At 51.1% G+C, this 12,866-nt stretch carries 16 protein-coding genes and 1 pseudogene; 13 read left to right on the forward strand and 4 right to left on the reverse strand.

Annotation, left to right across the window (positions count from 1 at the left end):
* Nucleotides 1–110: 110 nt before the first annotated feature.
* The 8 genes from fabF to ACWIKB_RS17170 all read left to right on the forward strand — a co-directional run bounded on the left by fabF (nt 111) and on the right by ACWIKB_RS17170 (nt 7,705).
* Entirely contained in the window at nt 111–1,373 is a 1,263-nt protein-coding gene (fabF, locus tag ACWIKB_RS17135) for a beta-ketoacyl-ACP synthase II (RefSeq protein WP_475268325.1), read from the forward strand.
* Between the two features lie 603 nt (nt 1,374–1,976).
* Entirely contained in the window at nt 1,977–2,666 is a 690-nt protein-coding gene (locus ACWIKB_RS17140) for a flavin reductase family protein (RefSeq protein ID WP_475268327.1), read from the forward strand.
* Complete coding sequence (locus tag ACWIKB_RS17145; RefSeq protein ID WP_475268328.1) at nt 2,666–2,902, forward strand: hypothetical protein; 237 nt, start codon at nt 2,666–2,668, stop codon at nt 2,900–2,902. The genes ACWIKB_RS17140 and ACWIKB_RS17145 overlap by 1 nt, the downstream gene beginning before the upstream one ends.
* A 49-nt stretch (nt 2,903–2,951) precedes the next feature.
* A complete protein-coding gene (locus tag ACWIKB_RS17150) occupies nt 2,952–4,208 on the forward strand; it encodes a beta-ketoacyl-[acyl-carrier-protein] synthase family protein (protein WP_475268330.1) in 1,257 nt (418 codons plus the stop codon).
* A gap of 1 nt (nt 4,209) precedes the next feature.
* Nucleotides 4,210–5,004 (forward strand): MaoC/PaaZ C-terminal domain-containing protein, encoded by a 795-nt coding sequence (locus ACWIKB_RS17155; RefSeq protein ID WP_475268332.1) that lies wholly within the window; start codon nt 4,210–4,212, stop codon nt 5,002–5,004.
* Nucleotides 5,001–5,735, forward strand: coding sequence for an SDR family NAD(P)-dependent oxidoreductase (locus ACWIKB_RS17160; protein WP_475268334.1), 735 nt, complete (start codon nt 5,001–5,003; stop codon nt 5,733–5,735). The genes ACWIKB_RS17155 and ACWIKB_RS17160 overlap by 4 nt, the downstream gene beginning before the upstream one ends.
* Nucleotides 5,736–5,807: 72 nt before the next feature.
* Nucleotides 5,808–6,722 (forward strand): acyl-ACP desaturase, encoded by a 915-nt coding sequence (locus tag ACWIKB_RS17165; protein WP_475268335.1) that lies wholly within the window; start codon nt 5,808–5,810, stop codon nt 6,720–6,722.
* A gap of 65 nt (nt 6,723–6,787) precedes the next feature.
* Nucleotides 6,788–7,705 carry a metal-dependent hydrolase gene (locus ACWIKB_RS17170; protein WP_475268337.1) on the forward strand — a complete coding sequence of 306 codons (918 nt, stop codon included), beginning with the start codon at nt 6,788–6,790 and terminating at the stop codon, nt 7,703–7,705.
* A 75-nt stretch (nt 7,706–7,780) separates the two neighbouring features.
* Here ACWIKB_RS17170 and ACWIKB_RS17175 read toward each other — a convergent pair whose 3' ends face one another.
* Nucleotides 7,781–8,500, reverse strand: coding sequence for a helix-turn-helix transcriptional regulator (locus ACWIKB_RS17175; RefSeq protein WP_475268338.1), 720 nt, complete (start codon nt 8,498–8,500; stop codon nt 7,781–7,783).
* Between the two features lie 328 nt (nt 8,501–8,828).
* Between ACWIKB_RS17175 and ACWIKB_RS17180 the strand changes: the two are divergent.
* The 5 genes and pseudogenes from ACWIKB_RS17180 to ACWIKB_RS17200 all read left to right on the forward strand — a co-directional run.
* A pseudogene (locus tag ACWIKB_RS17180) lies at nt 8,829–9,494 on the forward strand (IS630 family transposase); the annotation flags it as partial.
* A 32-nt stretch (nt 9,495–9,526) separates the two neighbouring features.
* Nucleotides 9,527–9,730 (forward strand): hypothetical protein, encoded by a 204-nt coding sequence (locus ACWIKB_RS17185; protein ID WP_475268620.1) that lies wholly within the window; start codon nt 9,527–9,529, stop codon nt 9,728–9,730.
* Nucleotides 9,731–10,069: 339 nt separating this feature from the next.
* Nucleotides 10,070–10,399 (forward strand): hypothetical protein, encoded by a 330-nt coding sequence (locus ACWIKB_RS17190; RefSeq protein ID WP_475268340.1) that lies wholly within the window; start codon nt 10,070–10,072, stop codon nt 10,397–10,399.
* Between the two features lie 57 nt (nt 10,400–10,456).
* Nucleotides 10,457–10,822: a hypothetical protein gene (locus tag ACWIKB_RS17195; RefSeq protein WP_475268342.1), complete on the forward strand. Its 366-nt coding sequence runs from the start codon at nt 10,457–10,459 to the stop codon at nt 10,820–10,822.
* Nucleotides 10,823–11,171: 349 nt separating this feature from the next.
* Nucleotides 11,172–11,474, forward strand: coding sequence for a hypothetical protein (locus tag ACWIKB_RS17200; protein WP_475268343.1), 303 nt, complete (start codon nt 11,172–11,174; stop codon nt 11,472–11,474).
* Between the two features lie 157 nt (nt 11,475–11,631).
* Here the strand turns inward: ACWIKB_RS17200 and ACWIKB_RS17205 are convergent, their stop codons facing one another.
* From ACWIKB_RS17205 to ACWIKB_RS17215, 3 genes are all read right to left on the reverse strand, one after another.
* Entirely contained in the window at nt 11,632–11,994 is a 363-nt protein-coding gene (locus tag ACWIKB_RS17205) for a DUF7079 family protein (RefSeq protein ID WP_475268345.1), read from the reverse strand.
* Complete coding sequence (locus ACWIKB_RS17210; RefSeq protein ID WP_475268347.1) at nt 11,979–12,248, reverse strand: hypothetical protein; 270 nt, start codon at nt 12,246–12,248, stop codon at nt 11,979–11,981. Before ACWIKB_RS17210 ends, ACWIKB_RS17205 begins: the two co-directional genes overlap by 16 nt.
* 170 nt (nt 12,249–12,418) lie before the next feature.
* Complete coding sequence (locus ACWIKB_RS17215) at nt 12,419–12,787, reverse strand: PH domain-containing protein (RefSeq protein ID WP_429528499.1); 369 nt, start codon at nt 12,785–12,787, stop codon at nt 12,419–12,421.
* Nucleotides 12,788–12,866 lie beyond the last annotated feature (79 nt).

The following is a 12,866-nucleotide window of genomic DNA, read 5'->3' on the forward strand; positions in this document are numbered from 1 at the left end:
GCAGGTGCCCCTATCAAATGTTCTATTTGGTTTCAGCCTCCACGACCCTCCATTCAATGGAATGGGGGGGCTGAATGCTTGCCAAGTACCGAAACAGAGGAATCAACGCTATGACAAAACGAATTGTAATTACTGGCATGGGCGCGGTATCCCCATTGGGTGTAGGCGTTGAACACAGCTGGAAGCGTCTGTTAGAGGGCAAGTCTGGCGTTAGAAAGATCGATCGAATGGGGGATCTGCCGGTTGAGATTGCCGGCACTGTCCCTGACATCAGCTCCGACCCCGAAGCCGGTTTCGATGTCAGCACTTTCGTCAATCCGAAAGACGCACGACGCATGGATCGCTTCATCATTTTCGCCTTGGCCGCCGCCAGCGAGGCACTTCGGCAATCAGGCTGGACGCCGACAACCGATGAAGACAAGGCGCGTACAGCCACTGTCATCGCATCGGGAATCGGAGGCCTGAATTACATTCGTGATGCGGTGAATTCGATCAACGAAAGTGGCGTACGTCGAGTTTCGCCTTTTACCGTTCCTGGTTTTTTGGTGAACATGGCATCCGGACAGGTTTCGATCAAGTACGGTTTCAGAGGGCCGTTGGGAGCACCTGCAACGGCATGCGCTGCTGGTGTACAGGCGATTGGCGATGCGGTTCGCATGATTCAGAACGATGAAGCCGATGTCGCGATCTGTGGCGGCAGCGAGGCATGCATCAACGAAGTCAGCATCGGTGGGTTCGTCGCAGCCAAGGCGATGGCCACTATCTTCAATGACCGTCCACAAGAGGCTTCCCGTCCTTTCGATGTGGATCGCGACGGGTTCATTATTGCCGAGGGCGCAGGGCTGATGGTCATCGAGACCCTAGAGCACGCCTTGGCTCGCGGCGCCAAGCCTATTGCCGAGATTGTCGGTTATGGCACCAGCGCTGACGCCTACCATGTAACTGCCGCTCCTGCAGATGGCGCAGGCGCCCAGAGGTGTATGCGGGTCGCTCTGAAACAAGCGGGCGTTGAGCCAGGTGCGGTGAAGTACATCAACGCTCATTCCACTTCGACAATGGTCGGTGACAAAGGCGAGCTTGCGGCTGTGAAGGCCGTTTTCGGTCCGAAGAACGTTGCGGTGTCTTCTACCAAGTCATCTACCGGCCACCTGTTGGGTGCAGCCGGTGGACTGGCAGGTATTTTCACGGTCATGTCCCTGGTTAACCAAGTGGTGCCATTCAATCTCAACTGCCACCGACCTGATGAAGATGCTTTGGATGTCGATCTGGTGCTGGGCGAGCCGCGCTCGATAGAGATGAATTACGCACTCTGCAATGGCTTCGGATTCGGCGGGGTAAACGCCAGTTTGTTGTTCAAGGCATGGCGCGAGTGACACTTGCGCATGGTTCCTGATCGTCTCTGCTTGTCGCGGACCTGATCCCCGACTTGAACTTTTGGTGACATGTGACTGCCGGGTTCGCTCGGCAGCTCCCTCTTCCTGTACGGAATCACCTTGAGCGGCTAGACGCACTTTCAGTCATGTCTTATGGTTATCCACTAATCAGGGCTTCCTGCCCGCTACTTGCCGAGACGTCGTTTGCCGCAACGTTTTGATGGCAGCCTGGATTTACTCGATTCACTTCTCTCTTGCCGGTCTTTTTTCTTCATAACCCTCGCTTCGTTGTTGCTGTTAGAGCAATGACAAGTTGTGGCTGCGTGCAATTTAAGATTGATCCGCCAACTTGGTTTTTATCTCTGAAAAACCAGGTTTCAAACGAACTAGCAGTTGTGCTAGTTCGCATGCATCGCTGCAGGCACACAAATCTCCCGTGAGAGATCTCACACACGACGCTGTTGCTGTGTCATCAGTATATTGTGCAGCAAGTGCTGTGTTTTGGCTGGCACTGTTCATTGTGATAGTCAATTGGCGACGCCCTTGACTTAAAAAATATCAACTGCAAACATTAGTTAAACAAATAGAGAGCAATGTTTAAAAATGAAATACGATCCACAGGAAGATAACTGTCCGCTGCCTCATTCTCCGTTCAGGAGTTGTGTTGTTCCCCGTCCGATTGCCTGGATTTCCTCAGTTGATGAAAAGGGCAATGATAATCTCGCACCTTTCAGTCAGTGCGGCATTCTTACATTTGATCCGCCTATGGTCATGTTTGCTGCCAATCACTACCCAACAGGTCAGCGAAAGGATTCGGCAGTCAATGCTGAAAAGACCGGATGGTTTGTCTGGAACATGGCGACCGAAGCGCTCAAGGAGGCAGTGAACATCTCGGCGATGATTGTGCCTTCCGATCAGAGTGAGTTCGAACTGGCGGGCCTTGAAAAGATAAAAGCCGATCTTTCCGATGTGCCAATGGTGAAAGATAGTCCGTGTCACCTCGAGTGTCGTTATGTGTCGACGACTGTAGTGAAGGGTAGAAGCGAACTTGGAACAGTGGACCTCATCATCGGCGAAGTGATTCGCGTGCATATTAATGATGAGTACATAAAACCTGATGGCTGTGTCGATATTGAAAAGGTTCGACCTATTGGGCGGATGGGTTACCTCGATTACTCCGTGATCAATAACACCTTCTCCATGGAAGTACCGATGTCCGATGAAGTACGCGCCATTATGAGTGAAATCATGGCTGGCAGCGCCAAGAAAAATGAAACCACAGGAGTGGAATAATGAACGTAGAAACCGTGATTACCAATGTTATTGGGGAACTGACCGACTTCGATGTTGCAACCATTACAGAATATACCCTAATCAGCGATATTCACCTTGTCAGTCTCGATTACGTCAGCATTCAGGTTGCCCTTAAGAAAGAACTTGGCATCGCCATAGACGTTAATAAGCTTCCCGCGGCAAACCTGAGCACTATGGGTGATTTCTATACGTTCTGCCGAAACGAGCAAGCCTGATCCAGCCAGTCGACATGACAACGGTAATACCGCTCGAGAGGGATGCGCAGTGCAAACTAAGAAAAGGGTAGTCGTCACGGGGTTCGGCTCTGTCTGTGCTTTGGGTCGTAACACGGACGAAATCTGGGGTGCCATAAAAGACTATCAAATGGGTTATGCCCGGCACCCGATGAAAGATCAGTCAGTCACAGCAAAGTTTTTTGGAAAGATCGAATTTCCGATAGAGCTCAAGGCGGTGCCGAAACGCATCGCCAAGAATCTTCCTCGCTTTGCGCGAATCGGCATGTCCGCTTCGGAGCAAGCATTGTGCATGGCTTTTGGTGACGATCCGGTTGCAGAGATGGACAAACACTATTCGCCCTTTGATCGGGGTGTAGTGTTGGGAACAGGGTGGGGGGGCGTCGACTCAACCATCGACAATAACGACATGTATGTCGAGTCAGGTCTCGCTTCGCCGCTCAGTACAATTTTCTCCATGCACAGCGTATGGACCGGGTCGGCTTCAATGGCCTGGAATATGAGGGGTTACCAGAACACGCTGGTGGCAGCATGTGCCACAGGCAACATCGCAATCGGTGACGCGTGCGAACTCATTCGTAACGGCAGGGCCAAATGCATGCTTGCCGGAGGTAGTGAGAGCATTACAGGAGACTACAACGTCTGGTCTGTGGACATCCTGGGTGCCTTGAGCAAGGAACAGGAAGACTCGGCAAAGGCTTGTTGTCCGTTCAGTAAGGGGCGAAGCGGATTTGTGCTGTCCGAAGGTAGCGCCGTGCTGGTGCTCGAAGATCTGGATGAGGCGCTCAAGCGAGGCGCTACCATCTATGCCGAGATCGGGGGGTACGCCAACTATTCGGATGCTTACGATATCACCGCGCCGGCCGAGGATTTACTGGGTCGAGCGATGTCAATCGAAAAGGCTATCGAAGATGCGGGTCTTAATGTAACGGACATCGACTACATCAATGCACACGGGACCTCGACTCAGCTCAATGATCTGAATGAGACCAATACCATCAAGAAGGTCTTTGGCGAGCGAGCGCGCTCGATTCCCATCTCCAGTACGAAGTCTTATACCGGCCATCTGATTGCTGCAGCGGGTGCCATTGAGACTGTTTTCTGCATCAAGACCCTTCAGACCGGGATGGCGCCGGCAACAATCAATCTGGAGTGTCCCGATCCTCTTTGCGATCTTGATTACATCCCTAACGAACACCGGTATTTAGAGACTGTCGATAACGTACTGAACATCAACTACGGATTCGGCGGGGCAAATAGCTGCCTGGTTGTCAGAAGGTATTCGTGATATGCGTCGAAACTTTAATCATGAAGACCTTGAGAACTGGGCGGTATTTTCTGGAGATCGGAACCCAGTACATTTCGATGGCGATTTCGCCATCAAAAATGGTCACTCCGGGCGGATTGTTCATGGAATGCTTGCCATGTTGCCACTCAAGAACCATCTGGCGTTCGAAGCTCCCATTTGTGCCCAGACTTGCGAGATAAAACTGCACCTCAAGCATGCAGTGCCGATTGACCAGTTTGTAGACTACACACTAAGCCCGGTACAGAGCATCAAAGTCAGCTCTGACGGGAAGTCGCTGTATACAGGCAGCGTGAGGGCGCGAAGCGCTCCGGAAGCTACGGCGGTGACGGAGTCTGACGAGCGTCGACCGATACTGGAGCGCTATAGCGCCGAAGTGCTGGATGAAAAATACGAACTGTTGTCGACCCTTGTTGGCTCACGTTTACATCCGAGCGTGTACTGGGATGCCATCCTGTTTTCGATTTACATCGAAGACAACCGCAAGACTGCGCTGGCCAGTGATGTTCAGCGGTTTCTCGCCAGAGAAGGGATATCCAGCGACCGCCCTTATGTCGTCTATCAAATCTCCCATGCGCTGACGCTGATAGATACTGATTGGACTCAAGCGCCAGGTTCGAACTACGAATCAATTGCTTACAGCGTTAAGGGCAAGGATCTGATCAGAGTCAACGATTCTATTTTTGCCTCTGTTGTCTTCACCTTGTACTCGCATGACCGGCCGGTGCTGGCTGTAGAAATGGGATTGATCGCCAACCTGCTGGAGGAGTCGGCATGAAGCGTAAATGGATATTCGTCACGGGTGGGTCTCGTGGCATCGGCGCAGAGATCGTTAGTGTGGCCAGCCGGAACTACGATGTTGTATTTACATACAAGTCCAGCATGATCGAGGCCAAGGCACTGGCTGAGCAACTGAATAACGAGCCTGGTAAACAGGTAGAGGCGGTTCACTGCGATGTATCCGATGTGAGCCAGATTGAAGATGTAGCGCAATCGCTTATTCAGCGCTATGGACCGCCCTACGCAGTGATCAACAATGCGGGAGTCGCTGAGGACCGTCTTTTCTCGAACCTCGATGAACAAGCTCTGACCCATATATTCAGTCAAAATGTCTTTTCTGCATTTTCGGTTTCCCGGGCTTTTATCGGTTCGATGATGGGGGAGTCTGATGCTTGCATCATCAACATCAGTTCCGTTTCAGGAATCAAGGGGAATGTCGGCCAGTCAGCGTATTCGGCCACCAAGGCCGCACTGATAGGAATGACACGCTCGCTGGCTCTTGAAATGTCCCGATTTAATATGCGGGTCAACAGCATTGCTCCCGGCTATATCGAGACCGATATGACCAGGCATTTGAAAGACAACGGGGCTGGGCTGAAGAAGAGCATTCCGCTGCGTCGTTTCGGAAGCACGGTTGAGGTGGCGTCATTGGTTGATTACCTGCTAAGCGAGGGAGCGGCCTATATAACTGGCCAAACTCTGGTGATCGATGGCGGCCTGACTTGCTGATCGACTTTATTACCATCCAAGCAATAGCTGAGTTGCCCTCTGCCGGGTGACTCAATTCAGGGAGAATCTTGCATGTCAGGGATTAGCACCATCGTCAACTTCGGCTGCCTTTCCGATGAACAAAGGTGGGACGCGCAGCGTTATGACTGGAAATGGCTGGCCGAACTCGATGAGCATGATCGGGATATTGTCAACTTGCTCGACTGCTTGTCGGATGGAGAGTTTTCCGGACAGGCATCAGCGGTACAGTTTCATGACCTGTTGCTCACTGAAATCCGTGAAGGCTATCCTAAAATCCTGGCCAATGACTGGGGGCAGATTCTTGCCTATGTCAATATCATTGCCTATGAAGAGATGCGTCATGGCATCGCTCTTGCGACCGCCTATCATTATGTCTCTACCGGTGAGTTAGGTTATGTAGACAAACTCTCCGTCCGTGAATATTCGCAAAAGTACATCTGGTGCTATGAAGATAGAAAGTACTGGGATTTGTACAGCTATACTTTTGCCCACCTATTTGGCGAAGTGGTCAACACTGAGTTGTACCGGGATGTACGCAGTCAGGTGCATCACCCGGCCCTCCAGGCCCTAATAACCAACATTATGAAAGACGAAGCACGGCATACCCAGGCGTGGGCGGCTGTCATCGAAGAGTTGGTAAAATCCGATCCTGAGCACCTTGAGCGTTCGCTGGCGGTGATTGATGTCGGTCTTACTTATCATAATGCGATGGTCCACGAGACTTATTTTGAAGGGCAAAACAAACTGATGCAGCTGTTCCTGCCGGCCAAGCGGGGAGAAGGTGCAGTGGATCGCATCGTGCGTAAAAAAACTCAGTTGATGGAGCAGATCTTCGGTAACCGGAGTCCGTACAGCCAGGAACAAATGCGTGCACAGCATGTTTCGTTTTTGGTCAAAGGGTTGGGGCAGACCCGAGCGATTCATTCCCGGGAAAGTGAAGACGGGATTCTGTTTCTTCAGAACTGACAGTGCCGGGTAGGCACTCGTCCGGGGGACGAGTGCCTTTTCGCGATAGGCAGCCAGGACGCAGCATGAAAATTAGAAGAATTCCATTCGATATAAAAAAGGCCATGAAAGTCGGGGCGGATTTTGATTTCCGCTGGGCTTACGACGAACAGACTTCTCTTGTGGGATTGGGGTATTCCTTTTATCTGGAATACATTGAATATTTTTGTAATTTTGTCAGCAAACACTCCCGGTCGTTGATCGCCGATGAAGGACTGCTGGACCTTGAGCACACCTTCCTGGCACAGGAAATGCATCACGCCAAGGCACATAAATATCTGAATTCATTTCTTTGCCCAGGCAGCATATACAAGGATCAATTGCACCCTCGGGTATATCCATACCTTCACGAGTTTCACGTAAACCACTATGAACCTATTCTGCAGAGGGTCGCGAGGGGAGAGCGTGAAGGTGTCAGGGATGCGTTGCTGAAAATTGCGGTATTTGAAAGCAAAAACTGTATTTCCAGTTTTATTTTTTTCGAACAGCTGTTTTCTGGAAAGAATTTCGCTCGTACTTGCAGCATTTCAGCGAATCTCGGTGTGCTCTATCTATTGGGTTACCACTTCGCAGAGGAAATAGAACATTGCGACGTCGCCATCGATGTCTATCAACATATCTACCAGGAGCGGGTCTGGAATGCGGATCGCGTCCGGACGGAAGTCATGGAAGCCAGCCACTCTGAACACGAAGCGCTCGCCGCTGCGTTATATTGCGCAAAACGTCTTGGTATAGACACTGACGCCCGGCGTTTAGCCAGTTCTCCTTTCATGTCATATACCAAAGCCCGGCAAATCGAGCTTATCGGTGCTGACTTCGACTTAAATAGTCCGCAGATCCTAAAACAGCGTGAACACTATATACAACAGTGGGATGAAGTCTGGGAGCCAGCGCTCAGAGAGCGCGTGCTTATAGAAATCAAAAGCCGGACTTCCTTTGCATGAACGGCACAGCGACACATGGATTTTATTAGTGGGGCGCGATTTAGTCAGACAGTTGCCGGTTGACGACTGTCTGGTTCAGAATTCCAGCAAACCGGTTTGCAAGGCTTTAACGATTGCCATCCTCCTCGACCCTACATTGAACTTCTTTCTGACTTTGGCGAAGTGATAATTGATGTTGGCTTCCGAGCAACTGAGAATGCGAGCAATTTCCCAAGTGGTTTTGCCGAATGCACTCCATTTGAGTATTTCCAGCTCCCGATGCGTGAGCGCGATAGGCTCTTCAGCACTTTCCTTGCCAAGCAGATTGAGAAGCGTATCTAGGGCGTAATCGCGGATAAGCGTCAGATTGGGGAGAGTCCGCGCTAAATGGTATTTGAGTTGCCGTTCCGGAGTAGCCTCGAAACGGGCGCTCAGGATCCCCACTTGGCCGGCAGCGCCATGAACAGGCAAACTTACACCTTGTACCAGACCAAATTTTTTGGCTTCTTCTCTGAAACTCAGTTGTTGTACAGAGGTGTAAATATTGTCGAACCATACGATGGGCACTGTCGACGTTAAACAGTGAGAAACGACGGGGTCAATCCGGGCATAACCTTCAGCGTCGTATTTCTTGCGCCAGGCTGCTGGATAGTCGCTGAGGATAATGGCCTGGTCGTTATCAACATTGTTGTTCGATTTATACGCAAACAGCACGCCATCACAACCCAGAGCCGTGGTATTTATCTTAAGGGCTTCGAACCAGTCGCTCTTTCTCGACAAGCCCGACATGATGAGAAGTTCGTCCAATGAAATCATGATCCATTCCTTTACTGATGTCGTGCATTCCGCATAACTGCCCCGATGCCCGGATTACTGCAATCGGGATTCGGTTATGGGACTTTTTATGTTTACTGACGGTATTTAACAATGTCATCGTCAGTGGGCTTTCTCTCTTCTCGTGAGTGAGCTAGAGCTTATTTTCGAGTATTGATCCCAGGTCGGCGGCAGCCACGATTTTACATTGTCGGAGAGGGGTGAATACATTCACAAGTTAAATTTATTTTATAGGGTCATATAGAATCGTTTTGATTCTAACCCTGACCCCGGAAATACCGGTTAGTTAGCACTATAGTTCTAACTCGCCAAAGCTGTCCTGAATGGTACCTTCAAACTGTCAAACGACCCGCAGTTCGAGGAAAAACTCCGGGATGTCGTTGGCCTGTATCTGACCCCGCCAGACAAGGCGTTGGTGCTCTGCTGCGACGAGTGAAGTCAGGTGCAAGCCTTGGAACGCACACAGCCTGGGCTGCCTCTAGGGATCGGTCATGTCCAAACAAAATCCCATGATTACAGTCGTCACTGCACGGTCACGCTGTTCGCCGTACTAGATTATCTCGAGGGCAAACTGATCAGTAGCATTGAGCGTCAGCACCGCCATCAAGAGTGGTTGGCTTTCCTCAAGAAAATCGACAAGCCCCCCCAAGCACCTCCAGCTGTATCTGATCGTGGATAACTATGCGACACACAAGCACGTAAAGGCTTGGCTGGCAAAACATCAGCGCTTCCATGTGCATTTCACACCGAACTCCAGCTAGTGGATGATCATGGTCGAGCGGTTTTTCAGGGACATTACCGTGTTCTTGCGCAACGGCGCTTCGGCTCCGTACGTGAGTTGGAAGGCTCGATTACCGCCTTCCTGGCATTACGGAACGCGCGACTGACCCGGTACGTTTGGAACGCGAAGGGTGAGGAAGTTTTGAGCAAAATCCAGCGAGCACGCGAGGCGATGGAAGCGCAAATGGAAGGGTAAGTTATTTAGAAAACAGCACACTAGGAGCTCGTATCCCCAGATTAGCTTGTTCGCTTACACTCAAGATCAACGAAAACCAGCTCTCCCTTGAGGCCGCCATCATGGGGCTTTCGAACTGGGTAGAGATGCACGGATCGGCGGACGTCGCCGACAATGTTCGGGGCGCCCTGGACACGATCGATCGGAACGAGGAGTTCATCAAAATAACGCTTGCTGTGCTCATGACGCCCGAGTGATCGCATAAGTTCGCCATGTGTCGGTTTCGGCCCTTTTTGGCAGACTAGGGAGTCTATCCGTAACCAGTTTCTTGTAGATCTTATCTACAGCTCGTCGGAAATTGGATGGAGAAATCCGATCAAGCTTCCATCCACACCAGTCATTATTGGAGGCAGGCAGGATGTACACTTCACGGTACAACGTGGAAGCGTACACATGCATAAAACTATTTTCGCCTGCAATAAAGTGGCTGACACCCCACCACCCCGTAGGAGCTGCCGAAGGCCGCGATCTTTTGATCTTGCCTTTAAGGCGCCACAACCCAAACCCGCCCAGCCAACGAATCAAGGATTCACACAATGGAATTGCATCTGGAAACCGTTGCCCTGTTCGCCCTCAAGCTGGCGTATGAGCGGGAGGGGGAAAGCCCGATTCTGCGGGATGACCCGATCATGAGTGATTATGAGCGGGAGGTGTTTGGGTTGTTGGTGCGGCGGGGGGATGTCGATGCGATCCAGCTCAGAGTGGCGCATTGTGTGGGGTTAGCGCTGGAGACCTTGGGTGGGGTCGAGACACCACTCGGGCGCGAGCTGAATAAGTTGCTCACTGATTTCAACGTCGCACAAACGATGGAGCAGCTTGAAGCACCGGTCAATGCGCTTCGGGACTATTTGAAAGTTATTCTGTGAGTGATGGGGCGGTACATAAACCCAGCTCAAGGAAATGGATATCAAGGACAGCATCAAATGGAAGTGATTGGGGTGTCTTCTATCGCCGCTATTACGGCGTGTGTGTGGATTTGGGTGGTGAGGTGTCGCGGCACCAGGAATTTGTTGATTGCTAACCTTGCAGGCGCTGTCGGCGGTTTTATCGTCGCCCTGATGATTGTGTCAGTGGCTATCGAAATCCTCGGTTTGGGGCGACCAGGCAGCGCCGAGAAGTTGATGGTGTCGATGATCACCGCTGGCGCCGGCATAGGAACGTGGATTGGGGTGGATCGCATCCGACGAGCGCAGCATCCTGTCTTGCGCCTTTTAATCGGTGGGATATGCGGCCTCTTCGCGTCAGTCATCGCTTTTTTGCTGTCCGTCGTGATCCTTCAAGGCTCCTGAGCGAATCCGATGCTACGCACCTTGCTCGACTGGACAAGGTTTGAATCGTCTATACATCCGAGACCATCGCATGTCGATTTGCCCTCCTCCACCCGATTCCTCTCGCGTTATCACCAAGGCTTTTCCGTCTTTTCTTAAACAAGAGGCAGAGGCTCTCGACCAGGTTATAGGCCAACTTTTCCAGGCTCGCGTGGCCATGCATCGATTCATAGAAGTCAGCGTCGGAGAGGAAGAATTGGTCATTCCCTACCGGATATATCACCGGGGTCATGAGGAAGCCTTTGACCACTTGACTGAAACACAGAGCATTTTGTACTCGTGTCTTCTGACACGGCACCACGATGGTCATGTGCGGCAACGTCATCTGGAACGGATTCTCTCCGTGCATGAACCATGGGTTGTCCCGTTCGTGGTCCAACTGACGGGCGAGTACGTCATCGAGATACTTGAGACCGTTGAAGCGTATCTGCCGATGCTTGATTCGGCGCTTTACGGGCGCTTCATTCGGAACAATCAGGCGTACTTTCAAACGACCCAAGCACGCATGATCAGTTATTGGGATTGCTACTACCGACGTCTGTACAAATACCCATCCGACTATGTTGGGTTTCGCGTGTTTGCCAAGCTTTGTGAGTTTTCTGAAAGCAGCTAGTGCTCGACGCCGTGATACCCAACGTCAGCCCTCACGTTGCGCCCCCAAGGCTCTCCCGCCATGTGCTTTACCATGAGCAGGTCTTTTTTGGTGTCGACAGTGGGCAATAATAAATCTGTCCCCTTTTCCTCACAGCATCCTTAAAAATGAGAAAGACCTATTTTTCCAACCTACTAACAATCTCCTTCCAAATATACCCATAGTTATATTCCAGCCAACGCACAAATAACTTATCAAATTGCCTACGAAACCAATTGTTCTCCTTGGCCACACGCCGTTCTTCAATCATGGCATTGAGGGAATCAGGATCGAAGCCCGTCCACACTGTAGGAACTGCAGCCGCGATATTGGTGAAGCAGACAGGCGCTACTTCCGAATAAAGTATTTCGTAGAGCGTTTCATGGTCCACTCCTTTTACTTGCTTGGCGATGAAGTCGTAATCCACCGGAGAGTCATTAAATGGGTCCGATAGTGCGACTCTGATGTTTGTCAGCTCAGGCTGACTCAACGAATATCCCAATGTGAAAACTCCTCTAACTCTCCATCGAGCGAGTCCGTTACCGCTTCGTCTCCAATGCTTCCAGCAATCGTTCCCACGATTAGTGCACCTGGACCACAGAGAGTGCTAACTCCAAGCCCTGCGAGTAGACCACCTACCGCACCACTTCCAATTATGATGCCTTGACGCGCCGTCTCTTTCGTTTTGTTTTCAGCATTGAAAATTTGATAAGAAGCTAGGGCGGCGGTCGTCAGGATCCCGAGTTTGCCCATCATCCTCATTTTCCTGGTGACATTGGTGAACTTGCTTGTGACGGGGGTGTGCCAGTTGGTTTCGGAGTTGACTGATACACCGATTTCGCGAGCAAGCTTTGCTCCTACGGGGATTGTGGTTTTTCCAAAAGAGCGTTTTAGCCCCGAGTTTTCGGGGCTTTTTCGTGTTTGGGTCAGAGGACGTGTTGGGAGATCAGTTTTGAGATTTCTACCATTGATGTCCTGCCGGTGAATTCGAATTTCACTTTGCCCAGCGACGAGAAGTAGATCTCCAGTTCGGAATCCAGATCAAACGTGCCGGACGTTTCCACCGAGTACGCGACGATGTTTTTGTACGGCAGCGAGGTGAAGTCTTTTTTGCTGCCGGTGATGCCCTGGACGTTGACAGCGATGATGCGTTTGTTGGTGAAGACCACGCCGTCGCGCATGGATTTGTAGGCGTCGATGACGTGTTCGCCGTCGAGCAAAAGGTCGGCCACGCGTTGGGCGTATTCTTCGTTTTGCTTGAGTTTGAAGAATCCCTTGTTGTTGAAATCAATCATTTGTCGCTCCTTTTTTGTGCTCAAGGAAGGTCTGAAGTAGTCCGCGTTTTTTGATGCCATCGTGGGTAGCGGGTCAGAA

The sequence above is a fragment of the Pseudomonas sp. 5Vm1k genome, from assembly GCF_056161485.1.

What these genes read in the sequence shown, in the direction of transcription:
- ACWIKB_RS17175 (WP_475268338.1), bottom strand. Translation starts at nt 8,500, where the DNA reads ATGATTTCATTGGACGAACTTCTCATCATGTCGGGCTTGTCGAGAAAG.
- ACWIKB_RS17195 (WP_475268342.1), top strand. Translation starts at nt 10,457, where the DNA reads ATGGAAGTGATTGGGGTGTCTTCTATCGCCGCTATTACGGCGTGTGTG.
- ACWIKB_RS17210 (WP_475268347.1), bottom strand. Translation starts at nt 12,248, where the DNA reads ATGATGGGCAAACTCGGGATCCTGACGACCGCCGCCCTAGCTTCTTAT.
- ACWIKB_RS17140 (WP_475268327.1), top strand. Translation starts at nt 1,977, where the DNA reads ATGAAATACGATCCACAGGAAGATAACTGTCCGCTGCCTCATTCTCCG.
- ACWIKB_RS17190 (WP_475268340.1), top strand. Translation starts at nt 10,070, where the DNA reads ATGGAATTGCATCTGGAAACCGTTGCCCTGTTCGCCCTCAAGCTGGCG.
- ACWIKB_RS17215 (WP_429528499.1), bottom strand. Translation starts at nt 12,787, where the DNA reads ATGATTGATTTCAACAACAAGGGATTCTTCAAACTCAAGCAAAACGAA.
- ACWIKB_RS17165 (WP_475268335.1), top strand. Translation starts at nt 5,808, where the DNA reads ATGTCAGGGATTAGCACCATCGTCAACTTCGGCTGCCTTTCCGATGAA.
- ACWIKB_RS17160 (WP_475268334.1), top strand. Translation starts at nt 5,001, where the DNA reads ATGAAGCGTAAATGGATATTCGTCACGGGTGGGTCTCGTGGCATCGGC.
- ACWIKB_RS17170 (WP_475268337.1), top strand. Translation starts at nt 6,788, where the DNA reads ATGAAAATTAGAAGAATTCCATTCGATATAAAAAAGGCCATGAAAGTC.
- ACWIKB_RS17145 (WP_475268328.1), top strand. Translation starts at nt 2,666, where the DNA reads ATGAACGTAGAAACCGTGATTACCAATGTTATTGGGGAACTGACCGAC.
- fabF (WP_475268325.1), top strand. Translation starts at nt 111, where the DNA reads ATGACAAAACGAATTGTAATTACTGGCATGGGCGCGGTATCCCCATTG.
- ACWIKB_RS17155 (WP_475268332.1), top strand. Translation starts at nt 4,210, where the DNA reads ATGCGTCGAAACTTTAATCATGAAGACCTTGAGAACTGGGCGGTATTT.